The 17,723-nt window shown below is 42.3% G+C and carries 17 protein-coding genes and 1 tRNA gene; 1 reads left to right on the forward strand and 17 read right to left on the reverse strand.

Annotated elements, in window-relative coordinates:
• Positions 1–14: 14 nt before the first annotated feature.
• The 12 genes from CWM22_12045 to CWM22_12100 form a co-directional block, all read right to left on the reverse strand.
• Positions 15–482 carry an AraC family transcriptional regulator gene (locus CWM22_12045; GenBank protein ID AUC92571.1) on the reverse strand — a complete coding sequence of 156 codons (468 nt, stop codon included), beginning with the start codon at positions 480–482 and terminating at the stop codon, positions 15–17.
• Positions 475–2,694 (reverse strand): peptide cleavage/export ABC transporter, encoded by a 2,220-nt coding sequence (locus CWM22_12050; GenBank protein ID AUC92572.1) that lies wholly within the window; start codon positions 2,692–2,694, stop codon positions 475–477. The genes CWM22_12045 and CWM22_12050 overlap by 8 nt, the downstream gene beginning before the upstream one ends.
• A gap of 271 nt (positions 2,695–2,965) precedes the next feature.
• Positions 2,966–3,835, reverse strand: a complete 870-nt coding sequence (locus CWM22_12055) for an XRE family transcriptional regulator (GenBank protein AUC92573.1) — start codon at positions 3,833–3,835, stop codon at positions 2,966–2,968.
• Between the two features lie 94 nt (positions 3,836–3,929).
• Complete coding sequence (locus CWM22_12060) at positions 3,930–4,742, reverse strand: pur operon repressor (GenBank protein ID AUC92574.1); 813 nt, start codon at positions 4,740–4,742, stop codon at positions 3,930–3,932.
• 89 nt (positions 4,743–4,831) lie between these two features.
• Positions 4,832–5,710, reverse strand: coding sequence for a phosphotransferase family protein (locus tag CWM22_12065; protein AUC92575.1), 879 nt, complete (start codon positions 5,708–5,710; stop codon positions 4,832–4,834).
• Positions 5,710–6,651: an HD domain-containing protein gene (locus CWM22_12070; GenBank protein AUC92576.1), complete on the reverse strand. Its 942-nt coding sequence runs from the start codon at positions 6,649–6,651 to the stop codon at positions 5,710–5,712. The genes CWM22_12065 and CWM22_12070 overlap by 1 nt, the downstream gene beginning before the upstream one ends.
• The gene (locus CWM22_12075; protein ID AUC92577.1) at positions 6,641–7,879 is read right to left on the reverse strand and encodes a DNA recombination protein RmuC; all 1,239 of its coding nucleotides are present in this window, start codon (positions 7,877–7,879) and stop codon (positions 6,641–6,643) included. Before CWM22_12075 ends, CWM22_12070 begins: the two co-directional genes overlap by 11 nt.
• Positions 7,880–8,512: a thiamine diphosphokinase gene (locus CWM22_12080; protein ID AUC92578.1), complete on the reverse strand. Its 633-nt coding sequence runs from the start codon at positions 8,510–8,512 to the stop codon at positions 7,880–7,882. It abuts the gene before it with no gap.
• Positions 8,505–9,164: a ribulose-phosphate 3-epimerase gene (locus CWM22_12085; protein AUC92579.1), complete on the reverse strand. Its 660-nt coding sequence runs from the start codon at positions 9,162–9,164 to the stop codon at positions 8,505–8,507. Before CWM22_12085 ends, CWM22_12080 begins: the two co-directional genes overlap by 8 nt.
• A gap of 14 nt (positions 9,165–9,178) precedes the next feature.
• Positions 9,179–10,054 carry a ribosome small subunit-dependent GTPase A gene (gene rsgA, locus CWM22_12090; GenBank protein ID AUC92580.1) on the reverse strand — a complete coding sequence of 292 codons (876 nt, stop codon included), beginning with the start codon at positions 10,052–10,054 and terminating at the stop codon, positions 9,179–9,181.
• Between the two features lie 157 nt (positions 10,055–10,211).
• Complete coding sequence (locus CWM22_12095) at positions 10,212–11,465, reverse strand: hypothetical protein (protein ID AUC92581.1); 1,254 nt, start codon at positions 11,463–11,465, stop codon at positions 10,212–10,214.
• A 234-nt stretch (positions 11,466–11,699) separates the two neighbouring features.
• The gene (locus CWM22_12100; GenBank protein AUC92582.1) at positions 11,700–12,377 is read right to left on the reverse strand and encodes a resolvase; all 678 of its coding nucleotides are present in this window, start codon (positions 12,375–12,377) and stop codon (positions 11,700–11,702) included.
• 130 nt (positions 12,378–12,507) lie between these two features.
• Here CWM22_12100 and CWM22_12105 point away from each other — a divergent pair.
• A tRNA-Leu gene (locus CWM22_12105) sits at positions 12,508–12,589 on the forward strand.
• A gap of 72 nt (positions 12,590–12,661) precedes the next feature.
• Here the strand turns inward: CWM22_12105 and CWM22_12110 are convergent.
• The 5 genes from CWM22_12110 to CWM22_12130 form a co-directional block, all read right to left on the reverse strand.
• Positions 12,662–12,997 carry a type II toxin-antitoxin system RelE/ParE family toxin gene (locus CWM22_12110; GenBank protein AUC92583.1) on the reverse strand — a complete coding sequence of 112 codons (336 nt, stop codon included), beginning with the start codon at positions 12,995–12,997 and terminating at the stop codon, positions 12,662–12,664.
• Entirely contained in the window at positions 12,990–13,283 is a 294-nt protein-coding gene (locus CWM22_12115; GenBank protein ID AUC92584.1) for an antitoxin, read from the reverse strand. Before CWM22_12115 ends, CWM22_12110 begins: the two co-directional genes overlap by 8 nt.
• 115 nt (positions 13,284–13,398) lie before the next feature.
• Positions 13,399–14,991: an ABC transporter ATP-binding protein gene (locus tag CWM22_12120; protein ID AUC92585.1), complete on the reverse strand. Its 1,593-nt coding sequence runs from the start codon at positions 14,989–14,991 to the stop codon at positions 13,399–13,401.
• 33 nt (positions 14,992–15,024) lie between these two features.
• Positions 15,025–16,602, reverse strand: coding sequence for an ABC transporter ATP-binding protein (locus CWM22_12125; protein ID AUC92586.1), 1,578 nt, complete (start codon positions 16,600–16,602; stop codon positions 15,025–15,027).
• Between the two features lie 103 nt (positions 16,603–16,705).
• Positions 16,706–17,572, reverse strand: a complete 867-nt coding sequence (locus CWM22_12130; GenBank protein AUC92587.1) for a helix-turn-helix domain-containing protein — start codon at positions 17,570–17,572, stop codon at positions 16,706–16,708.
• Between the last annotated feature and the right edge of the window lie 151 nt (positions 17,573–17,723).

Here is a 17,723-nt window from a genome sequence, read left to right on the forward strand (position 1 = left end):
TTTGTTATATAGTTTCATAAGCTAATAATCGGTCTAAAAATATCCACCGTCATGGTTTCATTATTTGTATTGACATAGACGGTGTAAATAATGCCATTTGTTTCCAAATCATTTTCATAGAAATGTAAATCTAGTTTAGAATATGCATATTGCAAATACTCTGGACTATCTTCAAATCGTACATAGACACAATGTGGACAAACAATTTCTTCATAAACAGTATAAAACTTATCATACTGGCGAAAATCATGAGCTTGGACATACAAATCATAGTCTACAGTAATAGTCCCATCTTCATGAAGAATAGTTCCACTATTTTTTACAATCAAAGGGCCAAACATTTGCACTTTCAGTAATTGTAAGTGCTGATAAAACTTATCTATTTCTTGTTCCAAGTCTTCAAACTGAAGGCTACTTAGCTTCTTACAAATCACTTTTTTCAAAACTAATTTCTTGTTTTCTAATACTTCTAACTTACTCATATACCACCTCTTCTGACCAGCTAGTAGCAACTGTTTTTTCTTGCTTATCTAGTTGAATGCTTTGTAAACCAACCATTGTTGCATAGCGGCCACCCAACTTCATCAACTCATCATGCGTCCCATATTCTGCAATTTTCCCGTCTTCCAAAAAACAGATTTTATCACAACGTAGAATCGTTGATAATCTGTGGGCCACTACAACTGTCGTCTTGCCAATAATTTTTTCAAATATTAAATTTTGGATAATCTGTTCACTAAAGGAATCTAGATTGGAAGTTGCTTCATCAAAAATATAAAGATCTGCTTTACTAAGAAGAGCTCGGGCAATAGCAAGACGTTGTTTTTCTCCTCCTGAGAAATTCTGGCCACCTTCTTCAACAAAAGAACCATATCGGTTTTGTAATTTTTGAATTGTATCATGAATCCCTACTATTCGGCATACACGTATCATATCCTCATAGCTAGCTTCTGGATTTCCTATCTTTAAATTATCAATTATAGTCCCTGAAAAGAGCTCGACTGTTTGAGGGATATAAGCTATTTTTTTCCGTAATTCTCCATAATCCAAATCCCCTAAGTCATACTCACCAAACTTTATTTGACCTTCAATAGGCTGAATGAAATGAAGAAGAAGTCGTACAAGAGTACTCTTTCCTGCTCCGCTTTCACCTACAAAAGCGATTTTTTCACCTTGGTTGATAGTCAAACTAAAATCGCGAATAATAGGGGGTCTAGACCCATATGCAAAGGTAACATTTTTGAAAGCAATATCTTCCAATAGCGAAAAATTATAGATACTATTCCCTACTTGACTATCTTCGCGCTCAACATCCATCAATTCTTGAAGTCGGCTAACAGCAACCTGAACTTCCTGAAAAGTAAGTTGGAGACCAACCAAATTCTGAACAGGCTCAGTAAAATACTGACTCAAGGTCTGAAAAACAAGAAGATCACCAATTGTCATCTTGTTATCAATAATAAATAAGGCACCTACTCCCATAAAAATCAAATTCCCTAGAGTTCCAGCTATAGAAGAAATTGTAGATTGAATATTTTGTAAAACACCTTCTTTATAGCCAATTTCTAAGGTGTGAACAAAATTCTCTTCCAATTTATCCAAACGTTGTCGTTCATCATGCTGTGATTTTATGGTATCTATGTTACGAATAGATTCTATCAATTGCGAATTAAGCATAGAGTTTGCTTCCATCTGCTCATTATTAATCTTCTTATAAGGTTTCTTGAAGCAATAAATTAACACGATATTCACAATCACCATCATAACCAATATTAGAAATAAAGTGGGGTTGAGGTGCCATAAAACAAAGGCACTTATCAGTGATAGGCTAATATCCATAACTAACGAAATAGAAACCGAGGTAAAAACATTCTTTATCGTCATGGCATCTTGAAACCGTGTCAAGACATCACCCACCCTTCTGCTACCGAAAAAACTATAAGGTAGGTGAATAATATGGTCATAATAGCCCAGGAGCACAGGAATATCAATTTTTCTTGATAGGAAGAGCAAAATATGTTGCCTAAAAGCAGATAAGAGACTCTGCACTAAAGAAACGATGCCAAAAACAATCAAGAATAAGTATAAGCTGTTCTTTAATCCAAAGGGAATAATCTCATCCATAATAACTTTGGAAAAAAGACTAGACAAAATACCAACGATACTTAGCAAGAATGATGCTAAGATGATTGTCCCCACAAGTCCTTTCTGTGTTAATATCAGAGCTGAAAATAAGTCAAATAGTCCTTTGCCTTTCATGTTTCCTTTTTCAAACTCGCTATTTGGAACCATGAAAATGGCTATTCCTTGATAAACTTCCTCAAGTTCTGTAATTGAAAGCATATCCAGTCCTTTTGCTGGATCAGCTACCAAATAATTACCATCTTTCTTTATCTTATGAATCACTATAAAATGATTCTGCCCCAGACTATTCCGTATTTGTAGTATAGCTGGAAAGCTAATATCTCCAGTTAAGTCATCCAAGGATACTCGAACTGCCTTTACGGTAAAATTTAACTTTTCAAGACCAGAAACAATTCCGTGAACGGTCGTTCCATACATATCTGTTCCAATAATTTCCCGAATTTTCATTATTGAAAGTTCTTTTTTATAGGTCAATAATACAGTGGAGACAACAGCTGCTGCACAATCTGACTGGTCATGTTGCAAAGTGCAAGCATATTTTTTAAACATATATACTCCGCCCTAACTATTTTGCATAGATAAATATTTCTTCTCTATCTACACCAAAAACTCTCGGCAATTGTGGAACTCTAATTAAAATAACCGCTAGTAATCCCACCACCAAAACACTCTTAACTATTCTTTTCATTTTGTAACCCCTTTCTTTTCTATAGTATAACCGTTTCGTTACCTATTGTCAATGTTTTTTGATATTTTTCTAACAAAATTTATTATTGTTATATTTTTGATATAAAAAGAAGCCTGCCCCTCTGGAGCAAGCTCAATCTGTATAGGTTTCTTTGAGGTATTTTTCTATTTTCAAAGCAATAGCATCAATGCCTGCTAACTCGTAAAGAAGTCGTGATAGTTCATAGCGTTTTTTGACCAGTTGCTTATCCGCAAAGTCTTCTGTCACATTTCCTAAGTCACAATAAAAATCTGCCAAGAAATGGATAGGATAGATTGACTTGAATTCCTCAATGCAGGCTGTAACCAGCTCAATTCCCTTTTCCAACTGATTTGTCAACCATAGGTAGCGGATGTAGTTGGACTGAATACTGAAGTAAGCATCTATATCCACCAATAAATCCAACTTATTTTTATCAATCTTTTCGATTACCTCACTATAGAATTGCTCTGCCTCAGCATTCTTCTCATCTCGAATCAATAGAATCAATAAACTATTGTACAGATAGAGGTAGCCTCTCCTATTCTCCCCAACTCGTTCCAGCAACTCCCTCAATTTCTGAATAGCATCTTCTCGCCTTGCTTCCAAATTCTCTGCTAAAACAGCCTCCACCCATTCCAAATAAACTTGGTCTGGAAAGGTCAGATGAGATAGGGTGCCCTTTTCCCTTTCATATAGAAAGCCCAAAGCCTCATAATCTCTTTGCATAAGACAGTTTTTGGCAAGTTTTCTAAAGTGTTTCAGGTCAGAGACAATTTCGCTTTCCTCTTCATCAAAAAAATAGTCCATTCTGACTTGGAGTTTTTTAGCAAGGGCATGAAGCAAGTCTGCACCAGGCATGTAGGTTCCCTTCTCAATCCGGCTAATCTGCCCCTGATCACAGACCCCTTCTGCCAACTCCTTCTGCGACCAACCCAATTCTTTTCTTCTATTTTTTAACCTTGTTGCTAGTAGAACTTTCATATCAACCTCTCAGAATCCAATCTATATTTATTATAACAGGTTAAGCCCTAGCAGACAAACAACAAAAAACCTCTCATCAAGAGAGGCTTAACGATTAATCAAAAATATTTCCCAACTCTACATCGACTCGGTTTTCCTTGACATTGATGTCGGTCACAGCGAGTAGAGACTTGTAGTTAGCTACGCTACGGTCCCCTTTTTGGTTTTCTGCAAAGACAGCCACGCCTACCAAGGTTGAGTCAAACTCAGACAAGAGGCTAATCATACCATTGATGGTGCCACCATTTTTCAAGAAGTCATCGACGATTAAGACACGGCTTCCTGCCTTCAAACTACGCTTAGACAGGAACATCTTTTCGATACGGTCGCTAGATCCTGACACATAGTTGACAGAAACGGTTGAACCTTCTGTGATTTTCAAATCACGACGCACAATAACAAACGGTACATTAAGGACATTGGCAACAGCATTGGCCAAAGGGACCCCCTTAGTCGCAACTGTCATGACCGCATCAATCTTTTCTTCCTTAAAAGCATTAGCAATAATACGGCCAACATTTTTCAAAATATGCGGTGTAGACAGCAAGTCAGATGAATAGATATAACCGCCTGGCAAGATACGATTACTTTCGGCCATCTGATCACGAAGGGCCTGTGCAATTTCGACAGACTCTGCCTTAGAGATTGATGGAGTAAAAACAACTCCTCCACTGGCACCAGTAATGGTTTCAATATGCCCGATAGAGCTTTCCTCAAAAGCCTTTTTAATGATGGCAATATCCTCTGAGATAGATGACTTGGCAGATTCATACTTTTCCGCAAAGGTATTCAAACTAGTTAATTCATAAGGGTGGTTGATGAGGTAATTGGAAATGACAACCATACGCTCACTTCTTCTTAATTTCATATTGTTCTCCTTTTTGGCTTTTTCCTATTATAGCACATAAAAACACAAAAAGCGAACCTTTTTTCTTGAAAAAGTTCGCTTTTTCGTATTTAGCTATAAACTTGTAGATACCACGTTGGAATCCAGCGAGTAAAGTCCGCATACCATTCTGAGATGGTGGCCGCCTGTTCCTGCATCAAGGGGATTTGGAGGGGATCTACGCGCTCTGCCCAAGAAAGAGCGCCTAGACTATTTACTGTTACATAAAGAGCCATGAGTCTCCAAAATTCCTCTGGAATAGCGCCTTCAAAATAGGCATCTACCTGACCACGCGCAAAGGCTGGAGACAAATCTGCCGTGAAAATCAAACGGTTGAATTCTTCCCAGGGGTCTCCTATGTCGTAGCGATCAAAGTCTAATATTTTCAGTTTCCCATCCGCACCCAGTAGGAAGTTACCTGTGTGAAAATCTCCATGATGGTAGGCAATTGGTCTTCCTGCCAGCAAGTGACGGTTGGCTTGAACAAAGTCTATCATAGCAGAACCATTTGGGTAGGAATGACTAGCTGCTTGGTAGGCAGCTAATTTATTATCAATCTTAGCCTGATAAAAACTGTTCCAGTCCCGTTGACTTTGGTCAATCGGTAGGGCATGCAAGGTTCGCAAAAACTGCCCTGACTGACAGCCCAAATCATATAAGACAGAATCAGATAGGCTAGAAGCCACTTCATTCATATCCTGACCTTCCATCCATTCATAAAGGGTGTAGACTGACTCCTCATCCGCCCAAAAACTTAGTGGCTCTGCCACAGGCAAGTCTTGTCCAAACAAGCTTTGAACCAATCGAAATTCTGCTTGCTTAGCCTCATAGGATGTCTGCTCTACTATTCTCATAAGACAAAAGCGACCGTCATCGAGCCGGACCTTGAACTTTTGGTCCGTGGACCAGCCTTTTGTGAGAGGCTCACGTGATAAAACCTTAACTGCCATCAGTCGATATTGGGCTTATAAAAGGCACGGTTGTCCATAGCAAAGATGCGACTAGTCATCTCGCCTGGTCCGACCTTGTCCAAGGCCGTCAACAACATCATCATTTCGGCATCGATGTTGTCAATCATGTGGAGGATTTCTGCCTCCATAATCTGTGGACGGACAGGGCTACCATACTCCAAGAGGCCGTGGTGGCTGAGGATAACGTGGCGCAGAACAGTCACTTCTTCCTTGCTATCGTCAATGCCCAATTCCACCAAGACCTTGGTAATCTCTTCATCAATCAAGGAAATGTGCCCAATCAGATTGCCACGTACAGTGTAGCCTGTGTTATCAGGTCCTGTCAGTTCGATAACCTTGGCTAGGTCATGCAGCATAATCCCTGCAAAGAGCAGGCTCTTGTTGAGCTGAGGATAAATATCACCGATAGCATCCGCCAAACGTACCATGGTCGCCGTGTGGAAGGACAATCCTGAGTAGAAGGCATGGTGATTGGTCTTGGCTGCTGGATAGGAATAGAATTCCTTGTCGTACTTGCTGTAGAGAGCACGGACAATCCGCTGCCAAGTGGCATTTTCAATGCGGAAAATCATCTGGCTCAGATATTCCTTGGTGTCCTTGACATCAACAGGAGGTTTTTCCTTAAAATCTGCAGGATCATTCGGCTCGCCAGCTTTTGGCAAACGCAGAACCAATTGATTGACTTGGGGGGTATTATTGTAAACTTCACGGCGACCCTGCATGTGAACAACTGTCCCAGCAGTAAAATCCTTGATTTTCCCTGGTTGGGCATCCCAGACCTTGCCTTCAATCTCGCCCGTATCATCTTGGAAGGTCAGAGCTAGGTAGTCTTTGCCAGCTCGTGTTTGACGGACTTCAGCGGTCTTAATCAGATAGAACCCTTCGAAGAATTCATCTTTTTTCATTTGGTTAATTTTCATTATCTTCCTCATCTAATGGGGACAGGCTAAGCAGCCCCTTGGTTTGGTCATCTTCGTACAGGTCAATGGTACGAAGACTACGCTCGATAGCGTTGGTGCGAGTGGTTAGGAGTTTGTCAATATTGCTGCTGGCTTGATTGAGTTGTTTCTGAGCCTTAAGCAAGAGGTCAGAAAACTTGCCAAATTCCAGCTTGACATTGCCCAAGACCTTGGAAATATCATCGGCCGACCGTTGAATGTTAAGGGTCTTAAAACCGACGGATAGGGAATTGAGCAAGGCAGACAGGGTGGTCGGTCCTGCTACCACGATATTTTCCTGACGGCGAAGCTCATCAAAGAAAATGGGATTGCGGACCACTTCCGAATACAGCCCTTCGGTTGGCAAGAACAAGACGCCAAAGTTGGTGGTTTCAGGCGGATTGAGGTACTTGCTCTGAATGTCCTTGGCAAAACGTTTGATAGCTGCTAGGAGATTTTTGCGATGGAGGTCAATCTGGTCCTTGTCCCCACTTTCGTAGGCATCTTCCAAGCGGTAGTAATCCGCCAGCGGAAACTTGGAATCGATTGGCAAGTAGATATAGTCTCCCTCGGTCCGTCCTGGTAGCTTGACCGCATACTCCACACGCTCACTAGAGCCTGAAACTGTGGCAAACTCTCGCTCATATTGGCTAGGTGTCAAAATATCCTCGATAATCTGTCCCAGCTGCAATTCACCCATGATGCCACGGGTTTTAGTACCAGACAGAACCTTGTTCAGACTGCCCACATCACGCGCTACCGTCTGCATTTCGCCCAGACCACGATTGACCGATTCCAATTGCTTGGACACCGTTTCAAAGGAGGCTTGTAGGCGGGTTTGCAGGGTTTTCTCCAGCTTTTCCTCAACCGTCTGCCGCATTTCTTCTAGGCGTTTTTCATTAGACTCCTGAATGGCCTGCAAGCGACGGTCAGTGGCATCTCGCGTTTCCAAGTGGCTCTTATTCAGCTCTTGGCGAATGTCGGTTAGCTGTTGGTAAAGCTCCGTGCGGAGTCTTTCCACCTCCTGATGAATGGCTTGCTGCTGTTTGAGGGTAGCATTTTCTAGTTGATAGCTGAGCTGATCAGACAAGTTGTCTGCTGTATCTTCGGCTTGATCTTGCAAAAGCAGGGCCAAGCTCTGCCATTTTCCATAAAGAAAAACCAAGGCCACCAAGACCAGTATCAGCAAAATAAGTAATACAATATCCATCTAATCCTTGTCCTTACTGTAGATCAGGACCACGTAACCCTGATCCAGTTGAATGTCTATGTCTCTATCTATAAATTCGTTAGAAGCATAGCATTTTTTGAAAAAATAATTGCTGGCATCCAACGGGTACTTGGCATGACGAATGGTCAGGCGACTCTGGTCCGACGGCATAAAGGAAATGTACTTCATACCAGCAATCGGTGACAAACGGTGCTGACCTGCAGGTCGAAATCGGACGATGTTCTGACTGTCCACCAATTCAATCTGCTCCATATAGGCAGCCAAGTCCGGCTCAGCAGCCAGAAAGAGATTGCTCATCATGTGGTCCATGCGACCACCCAAGGCTCCGTATATGCGAACCTGGGCCTGCGGATAGGCCTTGAAGATTTCCTTTAAAGCCAGCTCCAAGTCGGTATCGTCTTTTTCGGCAGGAGCTTGCAAAAAACGCTCTGCTAGATCCTTTATCCGCCCTAATTCTTCAGGTGTCACCGAGTCAAAATCACCGATAGCCCAGTCAAGAGGCAGGGAATGGTCCAGAAGACGAAGAGAGCCTGCATCTACCCCCACATAGAGGTCGGCAGGCTCAGGAAGGCGGTCAAAGGAACCGCCTGCAATAACAGCAATCTTAAACATGTAGGGCAGTTCTCAATTTGGCAACGTTGGCATCCAAGTCTCCTTTGAAGAGATAGGAACCAGCCACAAAGACATTGGCACCCGCATTTTTGGCTGAATGAATGGTCTTGTCGTCAATCCCGCCGTCTACTTCGATGTCAAAGTTCAAGCTCTTGGCTTCACGCATTTTAACCAAATCCGCAATCTTCTCAGCCACTTCTGGAATGTAGGCTTGTCCACCAAAACCTGGGTTGACCGTCATGAGCAGAACCTGATCCACCAAGTTGAGCACAGGCTCAATGGTTACAAGCGGCGTGCCTGGATTGATGACAACACCCACCTTCATACCAGCTGCACGAATTTTTTGCAGTGTTCCATGCAGGTGAACCGTTGCTTCTGCATGAATGGTTAAAATATCTGCACCCGCACGGGCGAAGCCTTCGATATGATTTTCAGGATTGGACACCATAAGATGGCAATCAAAAACCAGCTTGCTATGAGGACGCATGGCCGCAACCACATCCGCCCCAAAGCTGATATTTGGCACAAAGTGACCATCCATGACATCAATGTGCACATACTCCACACCTGTCTTTTCTAGACGCTTGAGCTCTTTTTCAAAATTTGCATAATCTGCCGCCAAAATAGACGGCGCAATCTTATAATGTGACATAGAGTACCAACTTTCTATTTGAATTTCTTACTAACCTTTGTATAGGTTTCACGCTGATTTTGGATTTCGCTGAGGAATTGGAGGTAATTATCAAAGCGGCTTTGGGAAATGGCAGAGCTGGCAACAGCTTCCTTGACCGCACAATCCGGCTCATGGGTATGGGTACAGGTCCGAAACTTGCACCCCCGGCTGCTTTCCGCAATCTCTGGGAAACAATCTGTCAGAGCCTCAGCCTCCTTGACTTCATAGTCTAGGGATGAAAAACCGGGCGTATCCGCAATTTTCCCACCGAAGACATTGTAGAAGCTGACCGCACGAGTGGTATGGCGCCCACGCCCCAGACTATCTGAGATCGCCCCTGTTTCCAAGGCTAATTCTGGTGCAATGCGATTGAGGAGAGTCGACTTGCCAACCCCTGTCTGCCCCATAAAGACCGTCACCTTATCCTGCAATAATGGAGTCAATTCCTCCAAATGATAGACAAATGGATAGCCAATTTTCTCATAGATAGCCTTAAAGTCATCCATTTCTGTCCTGTCTTCTACCAAATCCATCTTAGAGATGTAAATAACCGGGTCCATGTCCTTTTGTTCCAAAAGCACTAGGAAACGATCCAGTAGATTGGCATTAAAATCAGGTTCCTTGGCCGACATGATAACCACCGCCTGATCGATATTGACAATTGGAGGTCGAACCAAACTATTCTTTCTCTCGTGGATTTTTAAAATATAGCCTTCTGAGTTTTCCTCCGCAGAAAAGTCCACAAAATCACCCACGTAGGGCGTTTGACCTTTCTTACGAAAATTTCCTCTGGCTCTGGTTTGATAAATCTGTCCATCCGCCTCGACATAGTAAAAACCTGCCAAGGCCTTGATAATTCTTCCTTGCAATGAAGACTCCTTTGTGTGTACTTGTTCCTATTATACCAAATTTCCTAGGAAAAAGGGAGTAAAGCCAAGTCCTGCACAGCTAGTATTTTCTTGCCAATGGAAATATGTGCACTAGAAAAGCCCTCAAACGAGAGCTTTCTTGGGATACATAGATGGACTAGTCTCTTTTGCGTGATGTGGCAGCTAATCCTAGACCTGAAAGACCGGACAAGACGCCCCCTAAGACTAGGAGCATAGAGCTGCTATCACCTGTTTTTGGCAAGGTTTTGGCAACAGGTTGTGATACTTCCTCTGGTTTAACAGCAGGAGTGCTTAGAGCGGACTTGTCTACCGTTTTCTTATCTGTTGGTGTCACTGCTTGAACCTTGTCAGCTGTCTGGTCAGTTAAGGACGAGGCATCTGTTAGCTGTTCAACTGGTTTGTCTGTCGGAGTGTCAACTGGAACTTCAGCTGGAGTTTCAACTGGTTGCTCAACTGGAACTTCAGCAGGTTTTTCAACGGGTTGTTCAACTGGCTGGTCAGCTGGTTGTTCGGTTGGTTGTTCAGCTGGCTGGTCGGCTGGTTGTTCAGTTGGTTGTTCAGCTGGCTGGTCAGCTGGTTTGTCTGTTGGAGTTTCCGCAGGTTTTTCAGTTGGTTGTTCAACTGGCTGTTCGGCTGGTTGTTCAACTGGTTGTTCAGTTGGTTGTTCAGTTGGTTGTTCGACTGGGGTTTCTGGAGCGGCGTCCTTAATCATCCAGAATTGAACCCATGCAAAACCAGCAGAGTTTAGTTGCTTTAAGGCATTATCATAGGTAAGTTCATAGGTTGGACTAGTGTATTGGTCCAACTTGTATCCATCAACTTTGGGTGTTTCTACCGTCTTTGTTTCTCCCGGGTTGATGGTAACATAGTAATGAGATAATGGACCATCAACTTCTGAAATTGCACCTATTAGTACCGAAATTGGTTTTTCAACTGGCTGGTCAGCTGGGGTTGCAACTGGTTGTTCAGTTGGTTGTTCAGTTGGAGTGTCAACTGGTTTGTCGACTGGAGCATAGATCAAGATGACGTCCACAAACCTACTGCCAACAGTATCTTCATATCGAGCGCTTGGGCTACCCTGAAGTAATCTCTCTCCATTTCTATTGGAAAGGAGGTATTTACCTTCATAAACATACCCATCAACCGCCGGAACTACTATGGATCTACTCTCTCCAGGACTAACCCAAAACTCCTCCAGGTCAAATGCAGCAAACACCAATTCGCCATTAAAGTAATATCCCGCATGAACGGCAACTCTTGACTGTATCTCCTCCGCATGAACAACTGTGGAGTTGTTCACCAAATTGCCACCCACCTGAGCAACCACACCACTCAAAACAAGGGTTGAAGTAAGAGCAAGGCCCCATTTAGCAAATTTTTTTACCTGCATTCTATTTTCCCAAGGTCTTATCGACCTTTCCTTTCTTTTTCACCTTATAATCCCCTGCTACAATAGGGTTTGTACCTGTTTTAGTTAAGGGTCGTTAACTAAAACATAGAAAAATCAAAAAAATGCCAACTTGATAAGGCTTGAAAAGCCCGTCAAATCAGCATTTTGAATATTTTCTATTGATAACTTTGATTGTTTTAGCAAACGACCGTCTGCTAAAACAAATGTATTCGCCTACAGTCTATCATCTTCTCCTGTTTCTGTCAAAGAATTATGTGCTTTTTGACGACGAAATGGGATATTATTTCGTTTTAAGACCTGATAGATGGTCGCTGTTGAAATATTCAACTGGTTGACCATGTCTCGGATAGTTGTTTCTTCTGCCACATAGCTCTGAATCACTTGTTTTTCTTTTGATTTTGATATACCCTTATTGCCCAATTTTACACCACGTTCTCTGGCTTTACGTAGACCATCTTTGGTGCGGTCAGAAATGGCTTGTAGTTCCCATTCTGCCACATAGCCTAACATGAGGCAGAAGAATCGACCTGTTAGCGAGTCTGTTTCGATTTGTTCGTGGATGGATTGCAGGCGGATATGGTGGCTGGTCAAGTCTGAGATGATAGCAGACAGATGGAGCATCTTTCTGGTTAGGCGGTCTAGCTTATAGACTACAAAAGTGGTCTCTATACCGCTTTCAGCACAGGCTTTGGCTAGCCTGATAGCTTTTTGAAGTTGTGGGCGGTCTTGATGACCTCCCGATTCCTTTTCCATGTAGAGTCTGTCACAGAAGTGTAGGGCTTCTTTTTGCACTTCTAGCCCCAGTTCTTGCCGATTATCCCTCGAGCTCACACGAGCGTAGCCAATGACAACAGAGCCTTTTTCTTGGTATTGCTTGATGATTCTCTTCATATTTTCCTCCTTGTTCTACTATTGTAGCGGGGGTTGGTATAAAAGGTCTGATGAACATGTGATCATGGTTTGATAATCATTCCATTTTCCCCTAGCCAAGTCAAGAAAAAAATAGTATAATAAAAAACAAGCGGAGGTGGTGGAACGGCAGACACGCATGCTTCAGGCGCATGTGCCCATCGGGTGTGAGGGTTCAAATCCCTTCCTCCGCATGATAAACGAAAAACCCCAAGTCAGAGTTGATGACTTGGGGTGATACTTTATGCTAATTATTTGGCTTCAAATCATTTAAGTAATGTTATCCAGTTTTGCTTTGAATGCAAGATACGGGCTACAAAAACCTGATAGCCCTCTATGAAATAAAAAACGAGATAATGTTCTATCGGCATATAACGGTAGGGCTTTCCATCGGCAGTTAGGTTGCCAAATCCTCTGCTAGATACCAAGGGACAGACTTCAGGGAATAGCTCTAATATTTCCAAAGCCTTCAATATCAAATCAATTTTGCTAGCCGCTGCTTGTTGGCTGTAAAAATTGATCAGAATGTAATCATATATAGCCTGCAAATCCTGTTTGGCTCTATCAGAAATAACAAGCTCATATTTTTTCTTATCAGTCAAGACCAAATTCCTTTCTGACAGCCACGAGAGAACTTGTCTTACCTGCTAGAATATCCTGATGCCCTAACAAGATTTCTTTCTTTAACTCTTCAAAAGCAATCTTGTTGCTATCCTCCCTACTGTCTTTTGTGACAAATTCTTGGGCATCAATAGTACCTGTCGCAATTTTTCTCAAGGTCGCATTCAGCACATCTGAAACTGTCATGCTTTCTCCTGCTAATAGCTCCTTTGTTTGCTGATAATAAAATGAATCTGCCCTAAAGTTTACCTGTTGTGTTGCTCCCATTATTCCCAACTCCTTTGTATAGACGTTTTGTACATACAGTTTACCCCTTTTTCAGAAGTTGGTCAAGATATTCGCTAAATAACCCCAAGTCAAAGTTGATGACTTGGGGTCATTTTTATATCTTCTCACGCAATTTCCCATCACGCATTTCCAAAATCACATCAAACATGTCAAGGATGGCAGAGTCTGATTCATGCAAGATAGTAATGATAAGTTTGTCCTCCAGCTGCAAGAGCTTGGTCAAAACCTGCTTAGTCAGGGCAGGGTCTAAATGAGCGGTCGGTTCATCCAAGAGCAAGATCTCCTTACCACTCATCAAGGCACGGAGCAGGCACAGGACATTTTTCTCGCCTCCACTCAAGAGACTAGGATTACTTGCGGTCATCAATGTGTCCTGTAAACTCGCTGGCAAGCTCCTTAACAAGCCAAGCATGACATCTCTTCCCTTCTCATAGGTTCCAAAAACAGACACATTGCTTTCAAAATCAGTATGGTAAAGATTCTCAAACTGGCTGAGATAGAAGGCGGTAGCTGCTTCCATTTCATGCAAAACATCGTTTTCCAGATAGGAAACACTTCCTTTGTCCAGAGCCAGTTCTCCTGCCAACACTCGTAAAAAAGTGGATTTTCCGCTGGCTGACGGACCAATGATGGCATACTTTTTCTCCTTATCAAACCGATAGGAAAAATCTGCTACCGCTAATTCTCCCACATGATAGGCCACGTCCCTGACTTCTAAAGCTGTCACATTGGGATAGCTTGGCACTTGCTCAGACAAGACCTGACCAGCAAGATAACCTTCTAAATTGGCGACCGTTTCCTTGGTCGAATGGATATAATTGACATCCAAGAGGATATATTTCATAGGATAGATGAAATTTTCAACATAGCTAAAGGTTGCAATGGCAGCACCGATGGTCAACTCTTTTTGCAGCAAGAGATAGCCGACCAAGCCAAAAGCCGTTAATTGCACCAAAAACATGGAGAAGCCATTGACGACATTCGCCAGGGTCTTGAATTGCCCAAAGCGAAAACGGGCCTGTTCGCTTTCTTCTACTGACCGATGGTGGACACGGCTGATGGAACCGAAGGTTTCACTATTAACGCGGTTCTTAGCAGAAAAGAGGTCAGTCACCACCTGAAAATAGCCTTCCAAACTCTGTAAAAATGCCCGCTGACGCTGAGAAAGAGGACCCGAAATCCACTTGGGAATGAAAACCGCCAAGGCAGATGACAAAATAATGCCTACCGCAACCAGCGGATGAACAAAAAGAAAGAGGGAAACCGCATAGATGAACATGCTCAAACTAGAGCGGATAATGTCCATGAGGGGACTCAGGTAACTCTCCTCAATGGTTTCCAAATCGTTGTCAAAAATGGACAGATAGGCAGAGACATTCTTCTCTGAAAATTTGGCTAAAGGCTGTGATAACAAGCTGTTTGCCAGACCTTTTTTAGCCGTGACATAGAACCCCTGAGACACCTTCCACTCATAAACCTGGGAAATGTACTGAAAGACTGAATTGGCAATGATGGTCAAAGCGTAGGCCAACAAGAGCCAGACAAGTCCTGTCCAGCCCATCTGAAAAATATGGTCAAAAAGATACTTATTTAACTCAGGCAAAGCGACATTGGCCAAACTATATAAGATATGGAAAATCAACTGAATGGCAATAACAGACCTCAATTGATAGATGATTTTTTTCATAACTCCTCCTAGATAGGAACAATCTGACAAAAATTAATTGCTCTCCCCAATCCGTACCACCCCATCATAACGGCTAAGAACCTCATCAGATACACGGTGGGAAATATGAATGAGCGTCTTATCAGCTAGAGAGGTAAGGTAGGCTTCAATCACTGCATAGGTTTCCTGATCCAAGGCAGACAGACTTTCATCCAGCAACAAGACATCCTTATCTTGCAGCAAGGCACGAATCAAGAGTAGGCGCTGCTTTTGTCCGCCAGACAGTCCGCTATCATCACTAATTTCCTCGCTCAAAGAAGCATAACTTGGGAAACGACTATCAAGGTTCATGGTCTTAATGAGAAACATCAGCCTATCTTCTGAAACCTCCCGTCCCATGGTCAAGTTGTAAAGAACCGTATCATGGAAAAGGGTTCCCTCTTGTGGCAGATAGGCAATCTTGTCTTGAATGGCTTGGTAGGACAAGTCTGATAGAGAGGTTTTATCAAAGTAAATATCCCCTGCTTGCAGTTGGCTATTCTTGGTCAAAATAAGAGCCAAGGAAGATTTGCCAGAACCACTTTCCCCAAGAATTAAATACTTCTTGCCACGCTCAAACCTTACGGTCAGGTCTTCAAAGACCTGCTTCTCACCGATGGCATAACTAGCCTTGACCAGTTGAATACTCTGGAAAGCTGAAGCTAGTTCCTGCCCCTTCGTTTCTTGACCCCAAGTAGATAGCTCAAACTCTTGCTTCAATTTCTTAACGGCATGCCTATCCAAAAAGGCTGCCGCAATGCTATTTATGGGATCCACCAACTGCTCTGAAATGGTCAGAATAGCTGTCAAGCCACCGATGGTCAAGGCACCAGAAAAGACTTGAAAACCACCGATAAAGATAATCGAAAGCGTGGTCAGATAAAAGACCAAACCGACTAAGAGCCGCATGGTTACTGTCGTTCGATTGGCCTGATTGACCTTGTCATTGACTGCTTGATAGCGATCATTCAGTCCAGCTAAAACTTGCTGTCTTTGGCGGCTATTTTTCACTTGCAAATAACCCAGAAAGACATCTGAAACCCTTGTATTATAGACCTGCTGACTGTCCGAAATCGCCTCCTGATTGAGCCTTCTCCGTTTTTTAAACAAATAGGGAATCACAACTGGCAAGAATGAGATCAGAATCAAGAAAATAGCTGTCAGACCATCCAAGCTAAGAAGGGCCAAACTGGCAATGCCAAAGGTACAAGCACCTTGAAAAATCGTAAAGAAAGCGTCGTAATAATCTTCTTTCACCGTCTCCAAATCATTATTGAGCTGAGAAATATAGGCTCCTGCCCCCTGCTCAACAAACTGCCTAAAAGGTAAATCAAACATTTTCCCAATAAAGGTCGCCTGCAATTGGAAACCTACTTGATTGAGATAGCTGACATTGGCAATCTGACGAATGTATTCAAAGATCAGCATGACAAGGACAGTTAGCCCCATCAGCACAAAATAAGACACAAAGGCTTGTCTATCTCCAGCCGCAATAGCATCAATAATGTAGCGATATTGGTACAGAAAGCCAACATTGAGCAGGGCTACTGCAAAAATACAAGTTAAGGTTAGCCAAAAATTCCTCTTTTTCATTTCCCCTCCATCGTTTGATAGATTTCTAAGCAAACATTTGGTCGCTTTCATCTATATTATAGAATAGGAATTGGAGACGATTTTATTCGTCCCCTATATGCAACTATTTCTCGTTCGCTATTTTTTCAAGTATCGTTTCATACCAATCTGCTATATTCTGGCTATCGACCGCTCGTAAAAGTCCGATACACTTTCTCATCTCCAAAATAGCATTGGCACTTCCTGTTTTTCGATAATCATAAAAAGCCTTACCAAATTTAAATAAAATCCGTTCAAAAATTTCCGTTTCATCGAAAAACAGACCTTTGATGGTCTTTTCAAGAAAGATTGCGTCGGCAAGTTCCTTATGTTGAACGCTGACGAGATAGGCACTAAGTAAAATTTGAGAAACTGCCAATCGATGTAGTTTCATTTCACGATAAAACTGTGTACGACCAACTAGTTCCCTGCAAAAAAGCATCATAGTCTGGTGTTCTAATTCATCCATGGTATTGGCAAATAGCAAGAGCTCGTAATAACTCCAGTTGTCCACTTGAAATAAGTAATCCGTTAAAAAGGCTGTATCTTCTTTCGAAACAACTACTGTCTTATCTAAGTCGCTCAGTTTATACGCGATTAAAATAGCATTCAACCGATGAAACTCCCTACGAGAATCTCTTTCTGCTTTTGCTAATTGTTCAGACAAGATTTTCTTTATGGTTACAACATCTCTGATATAGATGGATTGTTTTAGTTGTTCCAAAATTCTAGTCAGCTCATCTTTTTTGAAATCCTGACTGGCATACACGAACTCGTCCACATCCACATTCATTTCTGCCAGCACACCAAATAATTTACTAACAGTAATGTCGGATTCCCCATTTTCAAACCGAGAAAGTTGAGAAGTAGAAATATGTCCCTTGGCGACCTCCGCCAAACTCTTCCCCTTTCCCTCTCTTATCAATTTTAATGTCCTACCAAAACGATTCATGCTTCACCTCTACACTCACGATTAAAAAATCATTTGTAAACATAATTATTATACCACAACTTCCCATGTTTGTGTGTGTTTTCACATAAAGAAAAAGAAGCTAGGCATAAAGTCCAATGTCATTAAGTTAAGCATTTAAACAATTAAAGGA

It is taken from the genome of Streptococcus suis, from assembly GCA_002831545.1.
Taxonomy (GTDB): domain Bacteria; phylum Bacillota; class Bacilli; order Lactobacillales; family Streptococcaceae; genus Streptococcus; species Streptococcus suis_P.